The sequence below is a fragment of the Massilia hydrophila genome, from assembly GCF_020208145.1.
Lineage (GTDB): Bacteria > Pseudomonadota > Gammaproteobacteria > Burkholderiales > Burkholderiaceae_D > Telluria > Telluria hydrophila.
This window is the reverse complement of the sequence record NZ_JAHYBX010000003.1, coordinates 53,234-74,610: the sequence shown is the minus strand read 5'-3', so window position 1 is coordinate 74,610 and position 21,377 is coordinate 53,234. Positions and strand designations below refer to the sequence as shown.

Sequence of the window (21,377 nt, the reverse complement as noted above, 5' to 3'; positions counted from 1 at the left end):
GTCGCTCGAGCAGGATTGCATGCGTCTTTTTAGGAAAGCAAACAAGAAACAGGGCTGGCTGGCGATCGCCGTCCACCGCGATGGCCTGGTGGGCGCTGCCGTGCGCCGCGCCGGCGGGGGCAGCGGCCTGCCCGCGGTGGCGGGCGTCGGTTTCCTGCAGGGCGAGGCCGACCCCGAGGCACTGGCGCGCCTGGGCGCGGAACTCGGTGCGTCGGGCTTCCAGCTCAGCCACCTGCTCGGCAACGGGCACTACCAGCTGCTCACGGTCGATTCGCCCAATGTCGCGCCGGACGAGCTGCGCACCGCGGTGCGCTGGCGCCTGAAGGACATGCTCGACTTCCATGTCGACGACGCCACCATCGACGTGTTCGACATCCCGGTGGACAAGGGGGCCGCGGTGCGCCCCCAGCAGACCATGTTCGCGGTCGCGGCGCGCAACAGCGTGATCGGCGCACGCCAGCGCCTGTTCGAGGAAGCCAAGCTAGCGCTGGAAGTCATCGATATTCCCGAAATGGCGCAGCGGAATATCTCGGCCCGGCTGGAAACCGAAGGGCGCGGCCTGGCGATGCTGTCGGTCGCCGAGGACGGCGCGCTGCTGACGGTCTCCCATGGCGGCGAGCTCTACCTGGCGCGGCGGATCGACGTCCCGCTCGAGCTACTGACCCATGCCGACATCGAACGCCGCCACGGAGGCTTCGACCGCATCGCGCTGGAGCTGCAGCGCTCGCTCGACCACTTCGAGCGCCAGTTCTCCTTCGTCAGCGTGGCACGCCTGCTGCTGGCTCCATCGCCGGCCGATGGCCTCGAAGAGTACCTGTCGAGCAACCTGTACATCGCGGTCGACCAGCTCGACCTGGCCAGCGTGTTCGACCTCGACGCCGTCCCGGCCCTGGCCGACAAGGGCCTGCAACACCGCTATTTCCTGGCCCTGGGCGCGGCCCTGCGCCACGAGGAGCTGCTGCCATGAGCCAGCAGATCAACCTGTTCAATCCGGTCTTCCGGCGCCAGAAGAAAATATTCGCGCTTGCCACCATGGCCCAGGCCATGGGCGTGCTGGTGCTGGGGGTGGCCGGACTTGCCTTCTACGGCCAGCTGCAGCTGGCCCAGCTCGAGCGCGAAGCGGCGCTCGGCGCCGAGCGCCTGGCGCGCAAGCAGGCCAGCCTCGGCTCGGTCGCCAACGAATTCGCGCCGCGCAAGAAGAGTGCCGAGCTGGCGGCCGAACTGGCCCAGGCCGAGACCCAGCTGGCCGCCCTGCAGCGCATTTCGGGCGTGCTCGAGCGCGGCGAGCTGGGCGACACCAGCGGCTATTCCGAATACCTGCGTGCGCTGGCGCGCCAGAGCCTGGACGGGCTGTGGCTGACGGGCCTGGGCATTTCCACCGGCGGGCGCGAGATCAGCATCCGCGGCCGCGCCCTCGACCCGGCCCTGGTGCCCACCTATATCGGCCGCCTGACGAGCGAAGCGGCGCTGCGCGGCAAGGCCTTCGCCGGCATGCAGATCAGCGAGGCCGCGCCGCTGCAGCGGCCCGGGACCGACGGCAAGGATGCGGCGGTGCCCGCGCCCTACGTGGAATTCAGCCTGCAGGCACGGGCGGGCGAGGGCAAGCCATGAAGCAGGCCTGGTTGAAACTGGCGGCGCGCGTGGACGCCCTGAGCCTGCGCGAGCGGGTACTGGCCTTCGCCGCGGCCGCGGCCGCGCTGCTGTTCCTCGCGCACTTCTTCGTGCTGGGCCCGATGTTCGCGCGCCAGGACGAGATGGCGGCGCAGATCGCGCGCCAGCAGAACAACATCACCGGCATCGACACCGAGATCGCGCAGGCGCTGCAGGCCTACCAGCGCGATCCGGACGCGGCCGTGCAGGAACGCCTGAGCGCGGTACGCACCGAGGCAGCGGCACTGGGCGACAGCCTGCGCGCCATGCAGCGCGGCCTGGTGCCGCCGGAGCGCATGGCGCCACTGGTGGAATCGATCCTGCGCGCCCATGGCCGCCTGCAGCTGGTCTCGATGCGCACGCTGCCGCCAATGGCGGTGGGTGCCGACGCCGCCGCGCCAGCGCCCGCGGCCGCCCCGGGCGTACCGCCCGCGCCGCTGCCGGAACTGCTGTACCGCCACGGTACCGAAGTCGTGGTGCGCGGTAACTACCTGGACATGATCGCCTACATGGAAGCGCTGGAAGCGATGCCGACTGGCCTGTTCTGGGGCAATGCCGAACTGGCGGTCGAGACCTGGCCGACGGCGCGCCTGACCCTGACCCTGCATACGCTGAGCCTCGATCCGAAATGGATGACCTTGTGAATTCCTTCGTCCGCATTCCCGCACTCACGCTGGCGCTGCTGCTGGCGGCACTGCCAGTCACCGCCCAGGCTGCCAGCCAGCCGCTGCGCGACCCGACCCGTCCACCGCCGCAGGCCGGTCAAGCCGCCGGCGGACCCGACGCGGCCGGCGCCGCCGCCACGCGCGCGCCGCAACTGCAGTCGGTGCTGGTCGGCCGCGGGCGCGACGGCCGCCAGGTGGCCGTGATCGACGGCCAGAGCGTGCGCGTGGGCGACAGTGTCCAGGGTGCGCGCGTCACCCGCATCGATGCCGGCGAGGTCGAACTCGTGCGCGGCAGGGAGCGGCAGGTGCTGCGCCTGCATCCTTCTACGCGGCAGGAAGACGTCCGCCGCACCCCCTCCCAGAATGACCGGAACTAATATGCGAACACGACCCTTACGCCTTGCCGCCGTCCTCGCCGCCGCCCTGGCCACGGCCGGACTGGCCGGTTGCCAGAGCGCCCCGCCTTCGAACACCTATGACAAGATCGCGGCCGAGCTGCGCCAGGCCGCCGCCCAGCCGCTGCCGGCAGCGCCGATCGAAGGCGCCGTGGCCGATGCCCTGCTGCCGCCCGCACCCGCGCTGGCCAGCCAGCTGCCCAAGGCGCGCCAGGTACTCGAGGAACGCTTCAACGTCGCCTTCACCAACGTGCCGGCGCAGCAGTTCTTCAATTCGATCGTGGTCGGCACCCGCTACAACATCCTGGTCCACCCGCAGGTCAGCGGCACCATCAGCGCCAACCTGAAGGACGTCACCCTGGTCGAGGCACTGGACGCGGTGCGCGAGATGTACGGCTACGATTACCAGATCGAGGGCACCCGGATCAGCATCCGTCCGCTCACCATGCAGACCCGCATGTTCCACATTAACTACCTGGTCGGCAGCCGGCGCGGCACTTCGAACCTGCGCGTGACCTCGACCTCGGTATCCGATGCGGGCAACAACTACAACAACCCGAACAATCCGCAGGGCCAGCGCGGCACGGCGCCGAACGGGCCGAATCAGGGCAACCCGGGCAACCCCGGCAACGGCAGCAACCAGTACGGCAACGGCGGCGTGCTGCTCGAGAGCACCGACGTCAATACCACCACCAACAACGACTTCTGGGGCGACCTGAAGAGCGCCATCGAAGCCCTGGTCGGCCCGAAGGAGGGTGGCCGCAGCGTGGTGGTGAGCCCGCATTCGGGCGTGCTGGTGGTGCGCGCCATGCCGGACGAACTGCGCAACGTCGACGCCTACCTGAAGGCGACCCAGATGTCGGTCGACCGCCAGGTGATCCTGGAAGCCAAGATCCTCGAAGTGGAACTGAACGACAGCTACCAGAGCGGCATCAACTGGGCCTCGTTCACCTCGCTGTACAGCGCAGGGCGCGACCGGATATCGGCCGGCATCCTGCAGCCGGGCAGCAGCCTGTCGCCACTGCAGGGCGGCCTGCCGACGCCGATCTCGAATGGCAGCGGACTGGCGGGTATCCCCGGTTTCTCGCTGTCGAACGCGGCGAACGCTGCCGGCTCCCTGTTCGGCCTGGCCTTCCAGACGAATAATTTCGCCGCCCTGATTTCCTTCCTGGAGTCGCAGGGCACCGTGCACGTGCTGTCCAGCCCGCGCGTGGCGGCGATGAACAACCAGAAGGCGGTGCTGAAGATCGGCACCGACGAGTTCTTCGTCACCGGCGTCACCACCACCACCACCGCCAACACGGCCGGCAACACGACCACCCCGAGCGTGACCCTGCAGCCCTTCTTCTCCGGCGTCGTGCTGGACGTGACCCCGCAGATCGACGACAAGGGCAATATCCTGCTGCACGTGCATCCGTCGGTCAGCGAGGTCAGCACGATCACCAAGAACGTCGACCTCGGCTCGGCGGGCAACCTGACCCTGCCGCTGGCCGCGTCGTCGACCTCGGAGCTGGACAGCATCGTGCGGGGCCAGGACGGCCAGGTGGTCGCGATCGGCGGCCTGATGCGCCAGGCCAGCACCGACGACGTCAACCGCGTGCCGGGACTGGGCCGGGTGAAGGTGCTGGGCGCGCTGTTCAGCAACAAGAACAAGGTCAACCAGAAGCGCGAGCTGGTGGTGCTGATCAAGCCCACCATCGTCGAAGGCGCCAGCAGCTGGAGCCGCGACCTGCTCGACGCCCGCGACCGGGTCGAGGGGCTCGATCCGCGCGCCCGCCGGCCGGCCGGGCAGGAGCGCCCGTAATGTACGCCGCCCACTTCGGCCTGCGCGAGCTGCCCTTCAGCATCACGCCGGACACCAGCTTCTTCTTCAGCAGCCCGCACGCGCGCGAAGCCCTGAACACGCTGCTGGTGGCGGCGCGCAATGGCGAAGGCTTCATCAAGATCACCGGCGAGGTCGGGACCGGCAAGACCCTGCTGTGCCGCAAGTTCATGGCCGCGCTGGGCGATGACTTCGTCACCGCCTACCTGCCGAATCCCTACCTGGAACCGCGCACCCTGCTGCTGGCCTTGGCCGACGAGCTGGAAGTGGCCTACGAGCCCGAGCTGGACCAGCACCGCCTGCTGAAGGGCATCACGGCCCGCCTGCTCGACCTGGCGCGCGCGCGCAAGCGCGTCCTGCTGTGCATCGACGAAGCGCAGGCGATGCCGGTCGAGACGCTCGAGGTGCTGCGCCTCCTGACCAACCTGGAAACGGAAAAGCGCAAGCTGCTGCAGATCGTCCTGTTCGGCCAGCCGGAACTGGACCGCAAGCTGGGGCTGGAGGCGATCCGCCAGCTGGCCCAGCGCATCACCTTCCACTACACGCTCGGCCCCTTGAGCCGCGACGAGCTCGATTTCTACCTGGCGCACCGGCTGCGCGTGGCCGGCTTCGGCGGCGCGCGCCTGTTCACGCCGCGCGCGGTGCGCAGGCTGTACGCGGCCAGCCGCGGCATCCCGCGCCTGATCAACATCCTGGCGCACAAGGCGCTGATGTCCTGCTACGGCGAAGGCAGGCAGCAGGTCGGCGCGGCCCATGTCGCGGCGGCGGCGGGCGACACCCTCGCCGTGCGCAAGCGCCGCGTCTGGCCCTGGCTGGCCGTGGCGGGCGGTACATTCGCGGCGGCGGCCGCCGGACTGGCCTGGGCATACGCGCGATGAGCCTGATTAACAAGATGCTGCAAGACCTGGAAGCGCGCAGCGCGGGTGCGGCGGCCGAGGTGCCGGCCGGGATCGACGCGCAGCGCGCGCGTCGCCCGCGCCTGCCGCTGCTGGCCGGCGCCGTGGCCGGCGCCGTGCTGGTCATCGTGACGGCTACCGCCGTCTACCTGGCCCAGCGCGCCGAGGCGCCGGCCGCGGTCGAGGCTAGCGCGCGCAAGGCACTGGCCGCGCCGGCACCGCCGCCGGCCCAGCCGTCGCTGCCGATTCCGCAGGAAGCCATCGACCGCCTGGCCGAGATGGCCGCCGAACAGCGCGCCGTGCAGGAGCAGAAACAGGAGCAGAAACCGGAGCAGAAACCGGAGCAAGAGCAGGGGCCGGCGCTGGCGAAAACGAAGGAGAACGGCGACACGCCGCTGGCGCGTGCGGCCGAACCCTCTGCGTCGCCCGCCAGGCGCACCCGCGCCGCTTCGGCCGACGCAGCGCCGCCGGCTGGCACCGTGCGCGCGGCGCCGGCCGTGAGCCCGCCGGCCCCGGCGCAACGGCGTGTCGCCAGCGCAACCCCAGCCGCGCCGGCGCGCGCAGCGCTGCCGGCACCGGAACGCACGAGCGCCGGCCCGCAGCGGGCCGAGGGCGCCTACCGGCGCGCGCTGGCCCACCTGGGCGAGGGCCGCATCGTCGAGGCCACGGCCGAACTGCGCGCCGCGCTGCAGGCCGATCCGCGCCACGAAGGCGCGCGCCAGACCCTGGTCGGCCTGCTGGTCGAGGCCGGCCGCAAGGACGAGGCGATGCGCGAGCTGGAGCAATCCCTGGCGCTCGAGCCGCGCCAGCCGGCCATGGCGATGCTGCTGGCGCGCATGCAGATCGACAGCGGCGCGAGCGGCATCGAAACCTTGCAGCGCAGCCTGCCGCATGCGATGGGCAATGGCGAATACCGGGCCTTCCTAGCCGGCGCCCTGGCGCGCGCGGGCCGCCAGCGCGAAGCGGCGACGCACTACGAGGCGGCGCTGCGCACCGCGCCGCAGAACGGGGTGTGGTGGATGGGCCTGGGGCTGGCGCTGCAGGCCGACCGGCGCGAGCCGGAAGCCGCCGCCGCGTTCCAGAAAGCGCTCGACAGCGGCAGCCTGACGGCCCAGCTGCAGGACTTCGTGGCGGGCAAGCTCAAGCAGGTGCGCTAGGACTGGCGGCGCCGCCGCCATTGTCAAAGGCGCTGTCAGCCTTATCTGTTGATGGCTCCGATCGCGATACGCAGCAATTGTTCTGCAGTCGTGATGCGTTTTCCGTCGAGCGCCCAGCGCCAGCCCAGGTAGTTGGGCAGGTAGCGTGAGGCCACGCCGCGGAAGTGGCTGAGCCACTGCCGCAAGCGCGCGTGATAGGCGTTGACGTCTGGACGTGGATGGCGCCGGCAGCTCGGCGACGGACCCGTATGCCGGCCTGCAGGTTGACCGCCTCATGCGCAATGCGATGCTTGCGGGCGAACGCGCGGTAGGCCGCGTGGGAATCGCTCACCAGCAGCACCTGGCGGTCGAGCTTGGGCAGCAGATGGCGCTGCAGCTGCCCGGCTTTCAAGGGACCCCGGCCTACGACCGCATCGATCGTCTGTCCGCTACGGTCGCGCGCCACCAGGATGCAGTCGAGCTCGCTTGAAATTCCGCGCTTGTGTGCCCGACCACCGCGCTTGCGCGCCGGCCTGTCCAGCTTGCGCGAGCCCTTTTGCGATTCGAGGATGAACATCTCGTCCGCTTCGGCGATGCCGCTCAAGGTCTTGGGACGATCGTGCCTGCCTGGTCGAGAAAGCGGTGGCGCCACCGGAAGGCCGTGTTGCGGTGTACGCCGACCTCCCTGGCCGCCTTTCGCACCGATTTCGAATCGAGCATCGTGTTCAGGTAGTCGAGCCACTTCTCCCGTAGCCGCAGGTGCGCCATCGGTGTGCCGCTCAGGTCGTTATAGGTGCGGCCGCACTCACGGCAGCGGTAGCGCTGCAGGCCGTTGGCCTGGCCATGCCGGTAGTAGCGCTCGCAAGCGCAGGCGGGACAGCGGCGCCTGCCTTCCTTGACCTGGGCAATGAGGGCGATGATGCGGTCGAGTCCGGCAGCCGGATGCAGGGCCGAGAGCGTCTGCAGGCGCTGCGGCACGTTCAGTGCGGGCAGCTGGGCGAACCACTTCCTGAAGCGGGGAGCGCGCATGATCGGTTCCTGTCGAGGGAGACAGGGGTTCGACCGCCGAACTGCTCGGCAGTTCAGACCTCATCCATATACTCGGTTGACTGCGCCGTGTCAAAGGCGGCGCAGGCGTTCGAGTGCCGCTTCCAGCGTGGTGTCGGTCTTGGCGAAGCAGAAGCGCACGATGCCCGATTCGGTCGGCGCGCTGTGGAAAGCCGAGACCGGAATCGCCGCCACCCCGGCCTCGACCGTCAGCCACTGCGCGAACGCGGCCTCCGGCAAGCCGGAGATGGCCCCGTAGCGCACGCACTGGAAGTAGGTGCCGTCGGCCGGCAGGAGTTCGAAGCGCGTGCCGCCCAGGCCGGCGCGGAACAGGTCGCGCTTGCGCTGGTAAAAGGCGGGCAGGCCGAGATAGGGCGCCGGATCCGCCATGTAGGCCGCAAGCGCGTGCTGCATCGGCGCGTTCACGCAGAACACGTTGTACTGGTGGACCTTGCGGAATTCCGCCATCAGGGCAGCCGGCGCGGCCACGTAGCCGAGCTTCCAGCCGGTGACGTGGAAGGTCTTGCCGAAGCTCGATACCAGGAAGGCACGTTCGGCCAGTACCGGGTGGCGCGCTACCGAGGCGTGTTCGGCGCCATCGAACACCATGTGCTCGTAGACCTCGTCCGACAGCACGAGGATCTCCGTTTCCGCCACGATCGCGGCCAGCGCATCGAGATCGGCCGCGCGCAGGATCGCCCCGGTCGGGTTGTGCGGCGAGTTCACCACGATCATCCGGGTGCGCGGCGTGACCGCGGCCGCGACCCGGTCCCAGGGCACGCTGTAGCCATCGGCGCCGAGGCGCATCGTCACCGGCACCGTCACGCCGCCCGCCAGCGCCACCGCCGGCGCATAGCAGTCGTAGGCGGGCTCGATGATGATCACTTCGTCGCCCGGATGCACGCTGCACAGGATCGCCGACTGGATCGCCTGCGAGGCGCCGGCGGTCACGGTGATCTCGCCATCCACGTCGTAGGCGCGGCCGTACAGGCGCCCCAGCTTGGCCCCGATGGCGGCGCGCAGGGCGGGTACGCCGGCCATCGGCGGATACTGGTTGTGGCCGGCGCGCATGGCGTCGGTGACCAGTTCCACCAGGCGCGGATCTGGGTCGAAATCGGGAAAGCCCTGGCCGAGGTTGATAGCGCCATGCGCGGCGGCGAGCTGGGACATCCGGGTGAACACGGTGGTGCCGACGGCGGGCAGGCGGCTGTGCAGGGCAGGGGTGCTCATGGTGTCGTCACGCCTCCGTGGGCGAAGCGGCTGCCTCGGCCTGGGCCTTTACCCAGGCTTCCGGCAGCATGATCTTGAACAGGCCTTCGCGGGCGGTGCGGCGGCCCAGCTTGAGCAGGGCCTTGTCCTTGGTGATCAGGACCGCGGCGCCGGCGTCACGCGCCAGTTCGAGGAATTTCTGGTCGTCGCGGTCGGTGCAGACCGGAAGGCGCAGGTGCACGGCGTCGGGCGCGACCACCCGTAGCAGGGCGTCGAAGCGCCGCACGGCGTGGGCGCGGCTGTCCTCGTCGAGCGGCAGGTGCGGGTACTTGAGCACTGCCAGGTATTCGTCGCGGCAGTCGGCACGGGTCACCGCCACGGCCTGGCCCGACTCCAGCGCATCCACCAGAGACGCCCAGCGTGGATCGCGGAATACGAACAGGTCGAGGCAGACGTTGGTATCGATGACGATCGGTTTCATGGGCATGGGCAATGGTGGGAGGGAAAGGCGGGTATCATGATGGAAATTTTTATGTCTTCTTGCAAAAGCTGTCCAAACCGATGCTGATTGTCCTGTCGCCCGCCAAGTCCCTCGATCTCGAAACACCCGCCACCACGCCCCACCATAGTACCCCGCAGTTCATCGAGCAGGCCGCCGGGCTGGTGGCGCTGCTGCGCAGCTATTCACCGGCCGCGATCGCCGAGCTGATGGACCTGTCCGATCCGCTGGCCATGCTCAATGTGGCGCGCTATGCGCACTGGAGCGAGGACCACGCCGAGGCGCGCCAGGCGCTGATGTCCTTCAATGGCGACGTCTATGCCGGCCTCGACGCGCGCACGCTGGCGGCGGACGAGATCGCGTACCTGCAGCGCCACCTGCGCATCCTGTCCGGGCTCTACGGCCTGCTGCGCCCGCTCGACCGCATGCATCCCTACCGCCTCGAGATGGGCACGCGCCTGCCCAATCCGCGCGGCGCCAACCTGTATGCCTTCTGGGGCGAGGCGATCACGGAAGCGATCAAGGCAGAGCTGGGCGAGTTTGCCAACACCGCCGGGGCGCCGGCCCTCATCAACCTGGCTTCGGAAGAATACTTCAAGGCGGTCAAGCCGAAGCTGCTGGACGTGCCGGTGATCACGCCCGTGTTCGAGGACTGGAAGAACGGCAGATACAAGATCATCTCGTTCTTCGCCAAGCGCGCGCGTGGCCTGATGGCACGCTACGCGGCGCAGCACGGCATCACCGATCCGGAAGCCTTGAAGGCCTTCGATGTCGACGGCTATGCCTACGAGCCGGCGGCCTCCAGCGCGCAGCACTGGGTGTTCCGGCGCCGCCTGCAGGACTGAGGCGCCGGTACTGTCTTACTTCGCGGCGTCCGACGGCGACGGACGCGGCGCCGCCTTCGACCAGAACTGCCACCACGGCGCCTCGGCGCGCGCGTTCGGGTTCAGGAAGCGGCTGTTCGGGTAGTTCAGGGTCAGCACGCGCTGGGCGTCGTCGCGCAGCACCGGCATGCCCAGTTTGTCGTAGGAACGCGTCATGATGAACAGCGCTTCCTCGCGCGCCGGGGCGTCCGTGTATTCCTGCACCGCCAGCTGGGCGCGGTTGGCCGCGGCCAGATAGGCGCCGCGGCGGTAGTAATAGTTGGCGACGTGCACCTCGTACTGCGCCATCGCGTTCACCAGGTAGCTCATGCGGGCGATCGAATCCGGCGCATATTTACTGTTGGGGAACTTGTCGACCAGGACCTTGAAGGCGGCGAAGGCTTCGCGCGTGGCTTTCGGATCGCGTTCGGTCGGGTCCTGCGAATAGATGAAGCTCAGGAAGCCCAGCTGGTCGTTGAAGTTGATCAGGCCGCGCAGGTAGTACATGTAGTCCACCTGCGGATGGTTCGGGTGCAGCTTGATGAAACGCTCGACCGCGGCCAGCGCCTCGGCCTGGTCCTGGGCCTTGTAGTGGGCGTACGCAATTTCCATCTGCGCCTGGTTGGCATAGGTGCCGAACGGGTAGTTCGACTCCAGCCGCTCGAACAGCTTGATGGCCGACTCGTAGTGGCCGCCGTTCATTTCTTCGCGTGCCTCAGCGTATAATTTCTCCGCTGACCAATTTTTGGTATCGTCGCTGCGTTCCGGCAGCATGCTGCAAGCGGACAGACCGACAAGGGCGCAAGCGGCGACCAACACAGACAATTTTTTTTGCATAGCTCTTTGCAAGAAAGTTTTACCTAGATTCAACGAACGGCTGATTATAGCCGATGGGACTCACGTGATATTAACTCCTGCGCCGAATTCGGCGGAAATGCCTTTGGATGCTGACCTGGACGACGAGGCCGGCTTCGAACTCCCCACCGGTCCGGACCTGTCTCCGATTACCCTGCAGCTCACCCCCGAGGTCTGCGGCCTGCGCCTCGACAAAGTGGTCGCCGGCCTGGTGCCGCAATTCTCGCGCAGCCGCCTGCAGCTGTGGTTCGAGGGCGGCTTCATCACCGTCGACGGCAAGCCGGCGCGCGGCAAGGACACCGCCTATGGCGACGAAAGCGTGTGCATCGCGCCGCAGGCCGCGCCCGAGGACACGGCCTTCGCACCGGAGCCGCTCGCGCTCGACATCGTGCACGAGGACGAGGACATCATCGTCATCAACAAGCCGGCCGGGCTGGTGGTGCACCCGGGCGCCGGCAACTGGTCGGGCACCCTGCTCAACGGCCTGCTGCACCATTGCCCGCAACTGGTGGGTGTGCCGCGCGCCGGCATCGTGCACCGCCTCGACAAGGACACGAGCGGCCTGATGGTGGTCGGCAAGACCCTGGCCGCGCAGACCGACCTGGTGCGCCAGCTGCAGGCGCGCAGCGTCAAGCGGGAATACTTTGCCCTGGTGTGGGGCACGCCCCAGCTGTCGGGCACGGTCAATGCCTCGATGGGCCGCCATCCACGCGACCGCGTCAAGATGGCGGTGTCCACCGGCATGTTCGGCAAGCCGGCGATCACCCACTACCAGCGCGTGGCCGAAGGCAGCCTGGACCGCCGCCCGGTGTCGCTGGTGCGCTGCAGCCTGGAGACCGGCCGCACCCACCAGATCCGCGTGCACATGCAGCACCTCGGCTTCGCGCTGGTGGGCGACGCGGTGTACGGCAAGCAGCACCTGGTCCCGGTGTTCCACCGCCAGGCGCTGCAGGCGCGCCGCCTCGGCCTGGTGCATCCGGGCACGGGCGAGGCCTGCGAATGGACGGTGCCGCTGGCGCCGGACTTCGCCGAGCTCATCGCCAGGGCCGGCATCGCCGAGCCGGGCGACGACGGCGCGGCATGATGCTGGACGACGCACTGGTCCGCCCGGACTGGCCCGACCTGCCCGCCACCGTGGGTGCGCTGGCAACCGGCCGCGACGGCGGCGTCAGCACGGGACCCTACGACGACGGCAAGGGTGGCGGGGGCCTGAACCTGGGCCTGCATTGCGGCGACGATCCGGCGGCCGTGCAGGCCAACCGCGCGCGCCTCCGGGCGCACTTGCCGGGGCATCCGGCCTGGATCGCCCAGGTGCATGGCGCCGAAGTGGTCGACGCCGCCACGGTCGGCCCTGGCCAGCCGGTACGGACCGGCGACGCCAGCATCGCGGCCGCGCCCGGCCTCGTGTGCGCGATCCTCACCGCCGACTGCCTGCCCGTGCTGTTCGCCAGCCTGGACGGCAAGGTGGTGGGTGCGGCCCATGCCGGCTGGCGCGGGCTGGCCGGCGGGGTGCTGGGTGCCACGGTGCGCGCGATGCGCACGGCGGGCGCGGGCGAGATCACGGCCTGGCTGGGGCCGGCGATCGGACCACAGGCCTTCGAGGTCGGCCCTGAAGTGCGCGCCGCCTTCCTGGCGGCCTTGCCCGGGGCGGAGACGGAGGCGGCTTTCCAGCCGGTTCTTGACCAACCGGTAAAATTCCTGGCCGATATCTATGCACTGGCGCGGCGGATGCTGGCGCACGAGGGCATCACCCGCGTGCATGGCGGCGGCCTGTGCACGGTTTCCGCGCCGCAGCGCTTCTATTCCTACCGGCGCGACCGGGTCACCGGCCGCCAGGGCAGCCTTATCTGGATCAAGTAAGCGATCAAGTAAGCGATCAAATAAGCGATCAAGTAAGCGATCAAGTAAGCGATGCGCGCGTCGGCATGCTCAGCCGTCGCCGCGTGTTGCGTCCTGTGCTGTCCGGACTGCCTCGGCCGCCTGGCGGCTGCGACGGGCCCGGCGCCGTTTTGCCCCTGTGAGATAGAAAACAAGGGATAATGGCAGGGCGCAATAGAACAGGAACGTCATCACGCCATGCACGATGGACGCTTCGGTCGCCGCCATCAGGGCGACCACATAAATCCAGGCAACGGCGACGATCCACATGCATTTCTCCTAAGGTAATACCCGATTCTAACCATTGGACGCCGACATGAACATGCCCGACCCTCAAGCCATTGCCGCCTCCTGGATGAACTCCTTCACCGATCCCAGCCTGTGGCAGGGCTGGATGAACATGCCCGCGATGACGCCGCCCGCCGGCGCCAACCCGCTGGCCGGCCTGCTGAAGGACTTCGGCGCCGGCATCGCGCCGGCGAGGCTGGAAAGCCTGCGCGGCGACTACCTGGCGAAGGCAGGCCGGCTGTGGCAGGATTTCATGAGCGGCAAGTCGCCCGAACTGCACGACCGCCGTTTCGCCGCAGCCGAATGGCGCGAACATCCGCTGTCGGCTTTCTCGGCCGCCTCCTACCTGCTGAATGCGGAATTCATGCTGGCCCTGGCCGACGCGGTCGAGGCGCCTCCGCGCGAGAAGCAGAAGATCCGCTTCGCGGTCCAGCAGATGGTCGACGCCATGTCTCCGGCGAATTTCTTTGCCACGAATCCGGAAGCGCAAAAAAAGCTGATCGAGACCAAGGGCGAGAGCCTGGGCAAGGGCCTGGCGAACATGCTGGGCGACTTGCAGAAGGGCCGCATCTCGCAGTCCGACGAATCGGCGTTCGAGGTCGGCCGCAACGTCGGCACCGCGCCGGGCAAGGTCGTATTCGAGAATGAACTGTTCCAGCTGATCCAGTATGCGCCGGCCACGCCGAACGTGAAGGCGGTACCCCTCTTGATGATTCCGCCTTGCATCAACAAGTTCTATATCCTCGACTTGCAGCCGGAAAATTCCCTGGTGCGCTATGTGGTGGAGCAGGGCAATACCGTATTCATGGTGTCCTGGCGCAACCCGGACCGCGGCATGGGCACGACCACCTGGGACGACTATGTCGAGACCGGCGCCATCCAGGCGATCGAGGTGGCGCGCGAACTTGCACGCGACATCGGCGCCCAGGACAAGGTCCATGTATTCGGCTTCTGTGTCGGCGGCACCATCGCCGCCACCGCGCTGGCCGTCCTGGCTGCGCGCGGCCAGCAGCCGGCGGCCAGCCTGTCGCTCCTGACCACGCTGCTCGATTTCAGCGACACCGGCGTACTCGAGGTCTTCGTGGACGAAACCCAGGTCGCGCTGCGCGAGCAGAGCCTGGGCAAGGGCGGCCTGATGCCGGGACGCGACCTGGCCACCACCTTCTCGGCCCTGCGCCCGAACGACCTGGTGTGGAACTACGTGCAGCAGAACTACCTGAAGGGCAAGGAACCGCCGGCCTTCGACCTGCTGTACTGGAACGCCGACAGCACCAACCTGCCGGGCCCGATGTTCTGCTGGTACCTGCGCAATACCTACCTCGAGAACCGCCTGAAGCAGCCGGGCGCGCTCACCGTGTGCGGGGTGCCGGTGGATCTGGGCAGGATCGACTGCCCGGTATTCGTGTATGGTTCGAAGGAAGACCATATCGTTCCCTGGGAAGCGGCCTTCGCCTCGATGGACCTGCTGAACCCGAAGAATCCGAAGGCCAACCGCTTCGTGCTGGGCGCCTCGGGACACATTGCCGGGGTGATCAATCCGGCCTCGAAGAACAAGCGCAGCTACTGGACCAACGACAAGGCCGGCAAGGCGCGCCCCAGGACGGCTGCGGACTGGTTCGCCGGTGCGGCCGAGCACAAAGGCAGCTGGTGGCCCGAATGGGCGCAGTTCCTGGCGCAGCACGGCGGCGCCGAGGTGGCGGCCCCGGCGGCCTTCGGCAACGCCCGCTACCAGCCGACCGAGCCGGCGCCAGGCCGTTACGTCAAGGCAAGAGCTGACTGAGCCTGGGGCACGGCGCCTCCGTGGGCGTAGGGCGCACGGAGTCGCCGTGCGTGCGTCCAGCGCCGGACTGCCTGCCCGCCGAAGCAGGCGCGGCCATATCAAAAACACCACGGAAGTTTGTAGTCTAATAATTGCTGCACCTGCGCGCGGCTCATGGTATGGTGTGGCCTTGTCCATCCGCAAGACAACAGAGCCGCGGCGCGTCAGCGGCCGACCAGCCCGTGACGCGATAAGCAATCCATAACATATAGCCTGCGGCGAACGTTGCCGCAGCGCGCAACGACGAGACATGAGATGAGCAGTGCAAAGAAGAATGCCGAGCGCCTGATCAAGAAGTATCCGAACCGCCGCCTGTACGACACGCAGACCAGTTCCTACATCACCCTTGCGGACGTGAAGCAGCTGGTACTCGACGCGGACGAGTTCACCGTGGTCGACGCCAAGTCCAACGATGACTTGACCCGCAGCATCTTGCTCCAGATTATCCTGGAAGAGGAGGCCAACGGCGTGCCCATGTTCTCCAGCTCGGTGCTCGCCCAGATCATCCGCTACTACGGCCATGCGATGCAGGGCATGATGGGTTCTTACCTGGAGAAGAACGTCCAGGCCTTCACTGACATCCAGAACAAGTTCACCAGCAACGCCGCCGGTGCCCTGGAAGGCAAGCCCTTTAGCCCGGAAATGTGGACCCAATTCATGAATGTCCAGGGGCCGATGATGCAGGGCATGATGAACAACTACATCGACCAGTCGAAGAACCTGTTCCTGCAGATGCAGGAACAGATGCAAAGCCAGAGCAAGGCCATGTTCGGCGCCTTTCCCTTCCCGGGCATGACCCCGCCGAACGACAAGAAGTAGGCAAGTCAACAAGCCGTCGCCGATTGGCGACAGCTGCCGGCCCAAGGCGTCCTGCCCGGGGCCGGCAAAGCATCCTGCCGGTAGCACCCATCTACCCGCTTACGGTACAATCGCGGATTGCCCAGATTCCCTGTCGTCCGCCCATGACCGAACTCCGTCGTATTCCCTCCGCCTCCGCCAACAGCGCCGCCATCGCCGAGCCGGCCGCGGCTGCGCTCGTCATCCCGAGCCCGGCCGTAGGCAGCGCCGCGCCCAAGGTCGGCTTCGTGTCGCTCGGCTGCCCGAAGGCCCTGGTCGATTCCGAGCAGATCCTGACCCAGCTGCGCGCGGAAGGCTACCAGACCGCCAAGTCCTACGACGGCGCCGACCTGGTGATCGTCAACACCTGCGGCTTCATCGACGCCGCGGTGCAGGAGTCGCTGGACGCGATCGGCGAGGCCCTGGCCGAGAACGGCAAGGTGATCGTCACCGGCTGCCTGGGCGCCAAGAAGGACGCGGACGGTGCGGACATCATCACCAAGGTGCACCCGAAGGTGCTGGCCGTGACCGGCCCGCACGCCGTGACCGAGGTGATGGAATCGGTGCACCTGCACCTGCCCAAGCCGCACGACCCCTTCATCGACCTGGTGCCGGACCACGGCGTCAAGCTGACCCCGAAGCACTACGCCTACCTGAAGATCTCGGAAGGCTGCAACCACCGCTGCAGCTTCTGCATCATTCCCTCGATGCGCGGCGACCTGGTCTCGCGCCCGATCCACGAGGTGCTGCAGGAAGCCGAGAACCTGTTCAAGGCCGGCGTCAAGGAACTCCTGGTGATCTCGCAGGACACCAGCGCCTACGGCGTGGACGTCAAGTTCCGCCTGGGGTTCTGGAACGGCCGCCCGGTCAGGACCCACATGACCCAGCTCACCGAGGAACTGGGCAAGCTGGCGCGCCAGCACGGCGCTTGGGTGCGCATGCACTACGTCTATCCCTATCCGCACGTCGACGGGGTGATCCCGCTGATGGGCGACGGCCATATCCTGCCTTACCTCGACATCCCGATGCAGCACGCGCACCCGGACGTGCTCAAGCGCATGAAACGCCCGGCCAGCGGCGAAAAGAACCTCGACCGCATCCTGGCATGGCGCAAGATGAATCCGGACCTCACCATCCGTTCCACCTTCATCGCCGGCTTCCCGGGCGAGACGGAAGCGGAATTCGAATACCTGCTGGATTTCCTGCGTGAAGCGCAGATCGACCGCCTGGGCTGCTTCGCCTATTCGCCGGTGGAAGGCGCCACCGCCAACCTGCTCGACAATCCGGTGCCCTCGGCGCTGCGCGAGGAACGCCGCGCGCGCGTGATGCTGCTGCAGGAAGAGATCTCGCTCAAGCGCATGCAGGCCAAGGTCGGCAAGACCCTGCGCGTGCTGGTCGACGAAGTCGGCGCGCGCGAAGCTTTGGGGCGCAGCGCCGCCGATGCGCCGGAAATCGACGGCGTGGTGCACATCAAGCGCGCCCTGCAGCCTGGCAAGGCCAAGCCCCAGGTGGGCCAGTTCATCGACGTGGTGGTCACCAGGGCCGACGCCCACGACCTGTGGGCCACCGTCGCCTGACCAACGCAACCGGCCGCGAAGACGCATGAAGAAGACCATCCGGACCGCCCTGGTCCACAGCGACTACCGGCCGCCGGCCGGCTTCGATGCTTTTCCGCCGGGCGTGCACCGCGCCTCGACCGTGCTGTTCGAGAACGTGGCGGCGATGCGCTCAGGCCAGTGGAAGGACAAGAGCGCCTACACCTACGGCTTGCACGGCACCCCGACCACCTTCACGCTGGAAGCGCGCCTGGCCGAGATCGAGGGCGGCAGCCACTGCCTGCTGGCGCCGTCGGGCCTGGCCGCGATTGCGATGGTCAACTTCGCCTTCCTGAAAAGCGGCGACGACGTGCTGCTGCCCGAGAACGTCTACAACCCGAACCGCGAACTGGGCCGCTGGCTGTCCGAGGACTTCGGCGTCAGCGCGCGCTTCTACGATCCGATGATCGGCGCCGGCATCGCCGCCCTGATCCAGCCGAACACCCGCCTGGTCTGGGCCGAGGCGCCCGGCTCGGTGTCGATGGAGGTTCCGGACCTGCCGGCCATCTGCGCGGCCGCGCATGCGCGCGGCGTGCCGGTCGCGCTCGACAATACCTGGTCGGCCGGCTTGGCCCTGCGCGGCTTCGACGTCGGCGCCGACATCGTCATGCACGCGCTCACCAAATACCAGTCGGGTGGCGCCGACCTCCTGATGGGCGCCGTCATCACGCGCGAGGGCGCGCTCAACGAGCGCCTGGCCCAGGCTCACATGCGGCTCGGCCTGGGCGTGGGGGCGGACGACGCCTACCTGGTGCTGCGCGGCCTGCCGAGCATGAAGCTGCGCTTCGAGGCGCACGACGCGGCGGCGCGCCAGGTCGCGGCCTGGCTCGGGGCGCGCCCCGAAATCGCCAAGGTGCTGCACCCGGCCTTCCCGGATAGTCCGGGGCACGCGCACTGGCAGCGCGACTTCCAGGGCGCGGGCGGGCTGTTCTCGGTGCTGTTCGACCCGCGTTATACGGAACAGCAGACCGACCGCTTCGTCGACGCCATGACGCTGTTCGGCCTCGGCTATAGCTGGGGCGGTCCGAACAGCCTGGTGATGCCTTACCGGATCCGCGCGCTGCGCAGCCGCTGGGACGAGGCGGGCGTGCTGGTGCGCTTCAATGTCGGCCTGGAAGACCCGGCCGACCTCATCGCCGACATCGAGCAGGCGCTGGCCCGGCTCTGACGCCCGCCGGCGGTGCGGCGTTTCACCGGTAGCCGAGCGGGCAGGGCAGGCGCTCAGCCCGGCATCGCGCGGTTGCTGTTCAGGTCGAGGAAACCGCGGATGATGCGGTAGGCCGCCCACAGCCACGCCGCGCCCCAGACCACGACGGCGATCGGGATGCCGATGATGGTGGCGGCCAGCACCCAGGCCACGATCGACCACACCAGGTACCACCAGAAGGAGCGGATCATCCAGCTGTGGTGCGAGTAGACGATGGTGCCCTGGGTTTCCGGGCGCTTCACATAGTTCACGATCAGCACCAGGATCGACAGCAGGCCGGCGGAGAACAGGAAGGTCAGGGCGTGTGCGACGTACAGGATGCGGGCGAACTGCTTGGCGTCCTCGGTTCCGCGATCCATTACCAGGTCTTGCGACATCAGCTTTCTCCTCAGTGGGACACCGGAAACGCCCGGCACGCGAGGCATTGTAGCAGTGCGTGCTGCCTCTTTGCCAACATGAGGGCCATGGCGGCCTTCTTCAAGACCGTCCCAGCTGGGCTTGCACCCAGGCTACCAGCCGCCCGGCATCCATCGCGCCGGCCTGGCGCGCTACTTCGCGCCCGCCGCGGAACAGGGCCAGCGTGGGAATGCTGCGGATCGCGAAGCGCGCCGCCACGTCCTGGCTGCGCTCGGTGTCCAGCTTCAGCAGGCGCAACCCCGGCTCGAGTTGCCGCGCGGCCTGCGCGAAATGGGGCGCCATCATCTTGCAGGGGCCGCACCAGGCGGCCCAGAAGTCGACCAGCACCGGGATCTCGTTGCGCGCGATGTGGCGCTCGAAGCCGGCACTGTCGACCTCCAGCGGCTGGCCGGTGAACAGGGGATGTGCGCATTTGCCGCAGTCGGGGCCGTCGCGCAGGCGCGCCGGCGCCAGCCGGTTGACGGCGGCGCAGGCGGGGCACACGACGTGGATCGCTTCGTTCATTGGATTCTCCTCGGTTCGCTTGCGTTCGGATGCAGGCCTTCATTGTAGGTCCTTGCCCGTGCCCGGCGCGCAGCCATGCGCCGCGCGGCAGGCGCATTTCGTAGAATCCTGGCATTGCACCCGATGCCGAGCCGATGACCGATCACACCGCCCCTACCGCCTCCGCCTCCGCCGAACCTGCCGGCCAGGCCGGCCACGCCGGCCATGCGCGCGCCCCTGGCCGGCTGCTGCTGGGCTGCGCCGGCTGGAGCCTGCCCAAGTCGGAAGGCGCCTTCTTTCCGGTCGGCGGCAGCCACCTGGAACGCTATGCGGCCGTGTTCCCCGCGGTGGAGATCAACTCCTCGTTCTACCGGCCGCACCGTCCCGCGACCTACGCGAAGTGGGCCGCCTGCGTACCTGCGGACTTCCGCTTCTCGGTGAAGCTGCCGCGCGCCATCACCCACGATGCGCGCATGCGCGATGTCGAGCCGCTGCTGGCGCAGTTCGCGGCCGAGGCGGGCGCGCTGGGCGACAAGCTCGGCTGCGTGCTGGTGCAGCTGCCGCCGAAGTTCGGTCTCGTCGATGCCCCGGCGCGCGCGCTGTTTCGGCGGCTGCACGAACTGTTCGGCTGCACGCTGGCCTTCGAAGCGCGCCATCCGGGCTGGTTCTCGGAGGCGGCCACCGCGCTGCTGCGGGAAAGCCGCGTGGTGCGTGTGATCGCCGACCCGGCCGCGGGCCAGCCCGGCCCGCATGTGCCGACCAGCGACGAGGCCATGTACGTGCGCCTGCACGGCAGCCCGCGTATCTATTACTCGCGCTATCCGGCGGAGTTCGTGGAAGGAGTGCGGCGGGTGCTGCTGCAAGAGCAGGCGGCGGGGCGCGACTGCTGGTGCGTCTTCGATAACACGGCCGCCTTCGAGGCGGTGCCGAATGCCCTGCAGCTGCTGCACGGCGCGCAAGGGCTGGCGCTCGACGAGGCGGCGATCCCGGCGGCGCCATGGTGAACGCGCCCGTGACTGTGCGCTTTCGCTTCCACGGCGCGCTGGCGGACTTCCTGCCGCGCGCGCGGCGTGGCACGGAGTTCGGCGCGGCATGCGCGCGCGACGCCACCGTCAAGCACATGGTCGAGGCGCTCGGCGTGCCGCACACCGAGGTCGGACAGCTCCTGCTCAACGGCGCGCCGGGCAGCCTCGGCGCGCTGCTGCGCGACGGCGACCGGGTGGACGTCCATCCCGCCTCCAGCCTTGCCGCGGGGGCCGCATGCGCGCCTGGCGGGCGCCCGCGCTTCGTCGCCGACGCCCACCTGGGCGGGCTGGCGCGGCTGCTGCGGATGGCGGGCTACGACACACTCTACGACAACGGCTACCGCGACGAGGATATCGCACGCATCGCGCACGAGGAGGAACGGGTGCTGCTCACGCGCGACCGCGAGCTGCTCAAGCGCCGCAGCGTGGACTGCGGCTGCTACCTGCGCGCGACCGTGCCGGAACGCCAGCTGCGCGAACTGTTCGCGCGCCTGAACCTGGCGCCGCGCATGCGCCCGTTCTCGCTCTGCCTGCACTGCAATGCGCCGCTGCGTCCGGTGCCGAAGGATGCCGTGCTGGCGCGCCTGCCGCCGCGCGTGGCCGAGGCGCACGACGCGTTCACGACCTGCGATGCCTGCCGCCGCGTGTATTGGGCGGGCTCGCATCACGCCCGCATGTGCGTCCTGCTGGCGGAACTGGCGGACGTGGCGCTGGCGCCGGCTGCGGTAGAATGGGCGCCGGCACGCGCACCGTCCGCGTCCGATCCGCAGCAGTCTTCCCAGCGATGATGT

Annotated in this window: 22 protein-coding genes and 1 pseudogene; 16 read left to right on the top strand and 7 right to left on the bottom strand. The window is 68.5% G+C overall.

Annotated features, from left to right (window positions below):
- Positions 1 to 19: 19 nt before the first annotated feature.
- The 7 genes from LE190_RS09905 to LE190_RS09875 are packed head-to-tail and all read left to right on the top strand — an operon-like array spanning position 20 to position 6,585.
- Positions 20 to 967: a type IV pilus biogenesis protein PilM gene (locus tag LE190_RS09905; RefSeq protein ID WP_225238541.1), complete on the top strand. Its 948-nt coding sequence runs from the start codon at positions 20 to 22 to the stop codon at positions 965 to 967.
- Positions 964 to 1,611, top strand: coding sequence for a PilN domain-containing protein (locus LE190_RS09900; RefSeq protein WP_225238540.1), 648 nt, complete (start codon positions 964 to 966; stop codon positions 1,609 to 1,611). Before LE190_RS09905 ends, LE190_RS09900 begins: the two co-directional genes overlap by 4 nt.
- Positions 1,608 to 2,294: a hypothetical protein gene (locus LE190_RS09895; RefSeq protein ID WP_225238539.1), complete on the top strand. Its 687-nt coding sequence runs from the start codon at positions 1,608 to 1,610 to the stop codon at positions 2,292 to 2,294. The genes LE190_RS09900 and LE190_RS09895 overlap by 4 nt, the downstream gene beginning before the upstream one ends.
- Positions 2,291 to 2,692: a hypothetical protein gene (locus tag LE190_RS09890; protein ID WP_225238538.1), complete on the top strand. Its 402-nt coding sequence runs from the start codon at positions 2,291 to 2,293 to the stop codon at positions 2,690 to 2,692. The genes LE190_RS09895 and LE190_RS09890 overlap by 4 nt, the downstream gene beginning before the upstream one ends.
- Before the next feature lies 1 nt (position 2,693).
- Positions 2,694 to 4,514: a pilus (MSHA type) biogenesis protein MshL gene (gene mshL, locus LE190_RS09885; protein ID WP_225238537.1), complete on the top strand. Its 1,821-nt coding sequence runs from the start codon at positions 2,694 to 2,696 to the stop codon at positions 4,512 to 4,514.
- A complete protein-coding gene (locus tag LE190_RS09880; RefSeq protein WP_225238536.1) occupies positions 4,514 to 5,410 on the top strand; it encodes an ExeA family protein in 897 nt (298 codons plus the stop codon). The genes mshL and LE190_RS09880 overlap by 1 nt, the downstream gene beginning before the upstream one ends.
- Entirely contained in the window at positions 5,407 to 6,585 is a 1,179-nt protein-coding gene (locus tag LE190_RS09875) for a tetratricopeptide repeat protein (RefSeq protein WP_225238535.1), read from the top strand. Before LE190_RS09880 ends, LE190_RS09875 begins: the two co-directional genes overlap by 4 nt.
- A gap of 41 nt (positions 6,586 to 6,626) precedes the next feature.
- Here the strand turns inward: LE190_RS09875 and LE190_RS09870 are convergent.
- From LE190_RS09870 to LE190_RS09860, 3 genes and pseudogenes are all read right to left on the bottom strand, one after another.
- A pseudogene (locus tag LE190_RS09870) lies at positions 6,627 to 7,593 on the bottom strand (IS1595 family transposase).
- A gap of 90 nt (positions 7,594 to 7,683) precedes the next feature.
- Positions 7,684 to 8,841 carry a pyridoxal phosphate-dependent aminotransferase gene (locus tag LE190_RS09865; RefSeq protein ID WP_225238534.1) on the bottom strand — a complete coding sequence of 386 codons (1,158 nt, stop codon included), beginning with the start codon at positions 8,839 to 8,841 and terminating at the stop codon, positions 7,684 to 7,686.
- 7 nt (positions 8,842 to 8,848) lie between these two features.
- Entirely contained in the window at positions 8,849 to 9,301 is a 453-nt protein-coding gene (locus LE190_RS09860) for a putative toxin-antitoxin system toxin component, PIN family (protein WP_439847478.1), read from the bottom strand.
- Between the two features lie 80 nt (positions 9,302 to 9,381).
- Here LE190_RS09860 and yaaA point away from each other — a divergent pair, with 80 nt between their 5' ends.
- Complete coding sequence (gene yaaA, locus LE190_RS09855) at positions 9,382 to 10,164, top strand: peroxide stress protein YaaA (protein WP_225238897.1); 783 nt, start codon at positions 9,382 to 9,384, stop codon at positions 10,162 to 10,164.
- A 15-nt stretch (positions 10,165 to 10,179) separates the two neighbouring features.
- Here yaaA and LE190_RS09850 read toward each other — a convergent pair whose 3' ends face one another.
- Positions 10,180 to 11,019 (bottom strand): outer membrane protein assembly factor BamD, encoded by an 840-nt coding sequence (locus tag LE190_RS09850; protein ID WP_225238532.1) that lies wholly within the window; start codon positions 11,017 to 11,019, stop codon positions 10,180 to 10,182.
- A 97-nt stretch (positions 11,020 to 11,116) separates the two neighbouring features.
- Here LE190_RS09850 and LE190_RS09845 point away from each other — a divergent pair, with 97 nt between their 5' ends.
- Positions 11,117 to 12,121 (top strand): RluA family pseudouridine synthase, encoded by a 1,005-nt coding sequence (locus tag LE190_RS09845; RefSeq protein ID WP_225238531.1) that lies wholly within the window; start codon positions 11,117 to 11,119, stop codon positions 12,119 to 12,121.
- Complete coding sequence (gene pgeF, locus LE190_RS09840) at positions 12,121 to 12,897, top strand: peptidoglycan editing factor PgeF (RefSeq protein WP_225238896.1); 777 nt, start codon at positions 12,121 to 12,123, stop codon at positions 12,895 to 12,897. Before LE190_RS09845 ends, pgeF begins: the two co-directional genes overlap by 1 nt.
- A 69-nt stretch (positions 12,898 to 12,966) precedes the next feature.
- On the opposite strand, the gene LE190_RS09835 is transcribed toward pgeF, so the two are convergent.
- Positions 12,967 to 13,185: a hypothetical protein gene (locus LE190_RS09835; protein WP_225238530.1), complete on the bottom strand. Its 219-nt coding sequence runs from the start codon at positions 13,183 to 13,185 to the stop codon at positions 12,967 to 12,969.
- 46 nt (positions 13,186 to 13,231) lie between these two features.
- Here LE190_RS09835 and phaC point away from each other — a divergent pair, with 46 nt between their 5' ends.
- The 4 genes from phaC (at position 13,232) to LE190_RS09815 (ending at position 18,622) form a co-directional block, all read left to right on the top strand.
- Positions 13,232 to 14,983 carry a class I poly(R)-hydroxyalkanoic acid synthase gene (gene phaC / locus LE190_RS09830; protein WP_225238529.1) on the top strand — a complete coding sequence of 584 codons (1,752 nt, stop codon included), beginning with the start codon at positions 13,232 to 13,234 and terminating at the stop codon, positions 14,981 to 14,983.
- Positions 14,984 to 15,277: 294 nt separating this feature from the next.
- Positions 15,278 to 15,841 (top strand): polyhydroxyalkanoate synthesis repressor PhaR, encoded by a 564-nt coding sequence (gene phaR / locus LE190_RS09825; protein WP_225238528.1) that lies wholly within the window; start codon positions 15,278 to 15,280, stop codon positions 15,839 to 15,841.
- 143 nt (positions 15,842 to 15,984) lie between these two features.
- Positions 15,985 to 17,436, top strand: a complete 1,452-nt coding sequence (rimO, locus tag LE190_RS09820) for a 30S ribosomal protein S12 methylthiotransferase RimO (protein WP_225238527.1) — start codon at positions 15,985 to 15,987, stop codon at positions 17,434 to 17,436.
- 25 nt (positions 17,437 to 17,461) lie between these two features.
- Positions 17,462 to 18,622, top strand: coding sequence for a cystathionine beta-lyase (locus LE190_RS09815; RefSeq protein WP_225238526.1), 1,161 nt, complete (start codon positions 17,462 to 17,464; stop codon positions 18,620 to 18,622).
- A gap of 53 nt (positions 18,623 to 18,675) precedes the next feature.
- Here LE190_RS09815 and LE190_RS09810 read toward each other — a convergent pair whose 3' ends face one another.
- Positions 18,676 to 19,038, bottom strand: coding sequence for a DUF4870 family protein (locus LE190_RS09810; RefSeq protein WP_224944781.1), 363 nt, complete (start codon positions 19,036 to 19,038; stop codon positions 18,676 to 18,678).
- 100 nt (positions 19,039 to 19,138) lie between these two features.
- Positions 19,139 to 19,582 (bottom strand): thioredoxin TrxC, encoded by a 444-nt coding sequence (gene trxC / locus LE190_RS09805; protein WP_225238525.1) that lies wholly within the window; start codon positions 19,580 to 19,582, stop codon positions 19,139 to 19,141.
- 134 nt (positions 19,583 to 19,716) lie between these two features.
- Here trxC and LE190_RS09800 point away from each other — a divergent pair, with 134 nt between their 5' ends.
- Positions 19,717 to 20,565, top strand: a complete 849-nt coding sequence (locus LE190_RS09800; protein ID WP_225238524.1) for a DUF72 domain-containing protein — start codon at positions 19,717 to 19,719, stop codon at positions 20,563 to 20,565.
- Positions 20,559 to 21,374, top strand: coding sequence for a Mut7-C RNAse domain-containing protein (locus LE190_RS09795; RefSeq protein ID WP_225238523.1), 816 nt, complete (start codon positions 20,559 to 20,561; stop codon positions 21,372 to 21,374). Before LE190_RS09800 ends, LE190_RS09795 begins: the two co-directional genes overlap by 7 nt.
- Positions 21,375 to 21,377 lie beyond the last annotated feature (3 nt).

Excerpts from the sequence above, each read along its gene's own strand:
- LE190_RS09905 (WP_225238541.1), top strand. The coding sequence starts at position 20 with ATGCGTCTTTTTAGGAAAGCAAACAAGAAACAGGGCTGGCTGGCGATC.
- LE190_RS09900 (WP_225238540.1), top strand. The coding sequence starts at position 964 with ATGAGCCAGCAGATCAACCTGTTCAATCCGGTCTTCCGGCGCCAGAAG.
- LE190_RS09895 (WP_225238539.1), top strand. The coding sequence starts at position 1,608 with ATGAAGCAGGCCTGGTTGAAACTGGCGGCGCGCGTGGACGCCCTGAGC.
- mshL (WP_225238537.1), top strand. The coding sequence starts at position 2,694 with ATGCGAACACGACCCTTACGCCTTGCCGCCGTCCTCGCCGCCGCCCTG.
- LE190_RS09880 (WP_225238536.1), top strand. The coding sequence starts at position 4,514 with ATGTACGCCGCCCACTTCGGCCTGCGCGAGCTGCCCTTCAGCATCACG.
- LE190_RS09875 (WP_225238535.1), top strand. The coding sequence starts at position 5,407 with ATGAGCCTGATTAACAAGATGCTGCAAGACCTGGAAGCGCGCAGCGCG.
- LE190_RS09865 (WP_225238534.1), bottom strand. The coding sequence starts at position 8,841 with ATGAGCACCCCTGCCCTGCACAGCCGCCTGCCCGCCGTCGGCACCACC.
- LE190_RS09860 (WP_439847478.1), bottom strand. The coding sequence starts at position 9,301 with ATGAAACCGATCGTCATCGATACCAACGTCTGCCTCGACCTGTTCGTA.
- yaaA (WP_225238897.1), top strand. The coding sequence starts at position 9,382 with ATGCTGATTGTCCTGTCGCCCGCCAAGTCCCTCGATCTCGAAACACCC.
- LE190_RS09850 (WP_225238532.1), bottom strand. The coding sequence starts at position 11,019 with ATGCAAAAAAAATTGTCTGTGTTGGTCGCCGCTTGCGCCCTTGTCGGT.
- LE190_RS09845 (WP_225238531.1), top strand. The coding sequence starts at position 11,117 with ATGCCTTTGGATGCTGACCTGGACGACGAGGCCGGCTTCGAACTCCCC.
- pgeF (WP_225238896.1), top strand. The coding sequence starts at position 12,121 with ATGCTGGACGACGCACTGGTCCGCCCGGACTGGCCCGACCTGCCCGCC.
- LE190_RS09835 (WP_225238530.1), bottom strand. The coding sequence starts at position 13,185 with ATGTGGATCGTCGCCGTTGCCTGGATTTATGTGGTCGCCCTGATGGCG.
- phaC (WP_225238529.1), top strand. The coding sequence starts at position 13,232 with ATGAACATGCCCGACCCTCAAGCCATTGCCGCCTCCTGGATGAACTCC.
- phaR (WP_225238528.1), top strand. The coding sequence starts at position 15,278 with ATGAGCAGTGCAAAGAAGAATGCCGAGCGCCTGATCAAGAAGTATCCG.
- rimO (WP_225238527.1), top strand. The coding sequence starts at position 15,985 with ATGACCGAACTCCGTCGTATTCCCTCCGCCTCCGCCAACAGCGCCGCC.
- LE190_RS09815 (WP_225238526.1), top strand. The coding sequence starts at position 17,462 with ATGAAGAAGACCATCCGGACCGCCCTGGTCCACAGCGACTACCGGCCG.
- LE190_RS09810 (WP_224944781.1), bottom strand. The coding sequence starts at position 19,038 with ATGTCGCAAGACCTGGTAATGGATCGCGGAACCGAGGACGCCAAGCAG.
- trxC (WP_225238525.1), bottom strand. The coding sequence starts at position 19,582 with ATGAACGAAGCGATCCACGTCGTGTGCCCCGCCTGCGCCGCCGTCAAC.
- LE190_RS09800 (WP_225238524.1), top strand. The coding sequence starts at position 19,717 with ATGACCGATCACACCGCCCCTACCGCCTCCGCCTCCGCCGAACCTGCC.
- LE190_RS09795 (WP_225238523.1), top strand. The coding sequence starts at position 20,559 with ATGGTGAACGCGCCCGTGACTGTGCGCTTTCGCTTCCACGGCGCGCTG.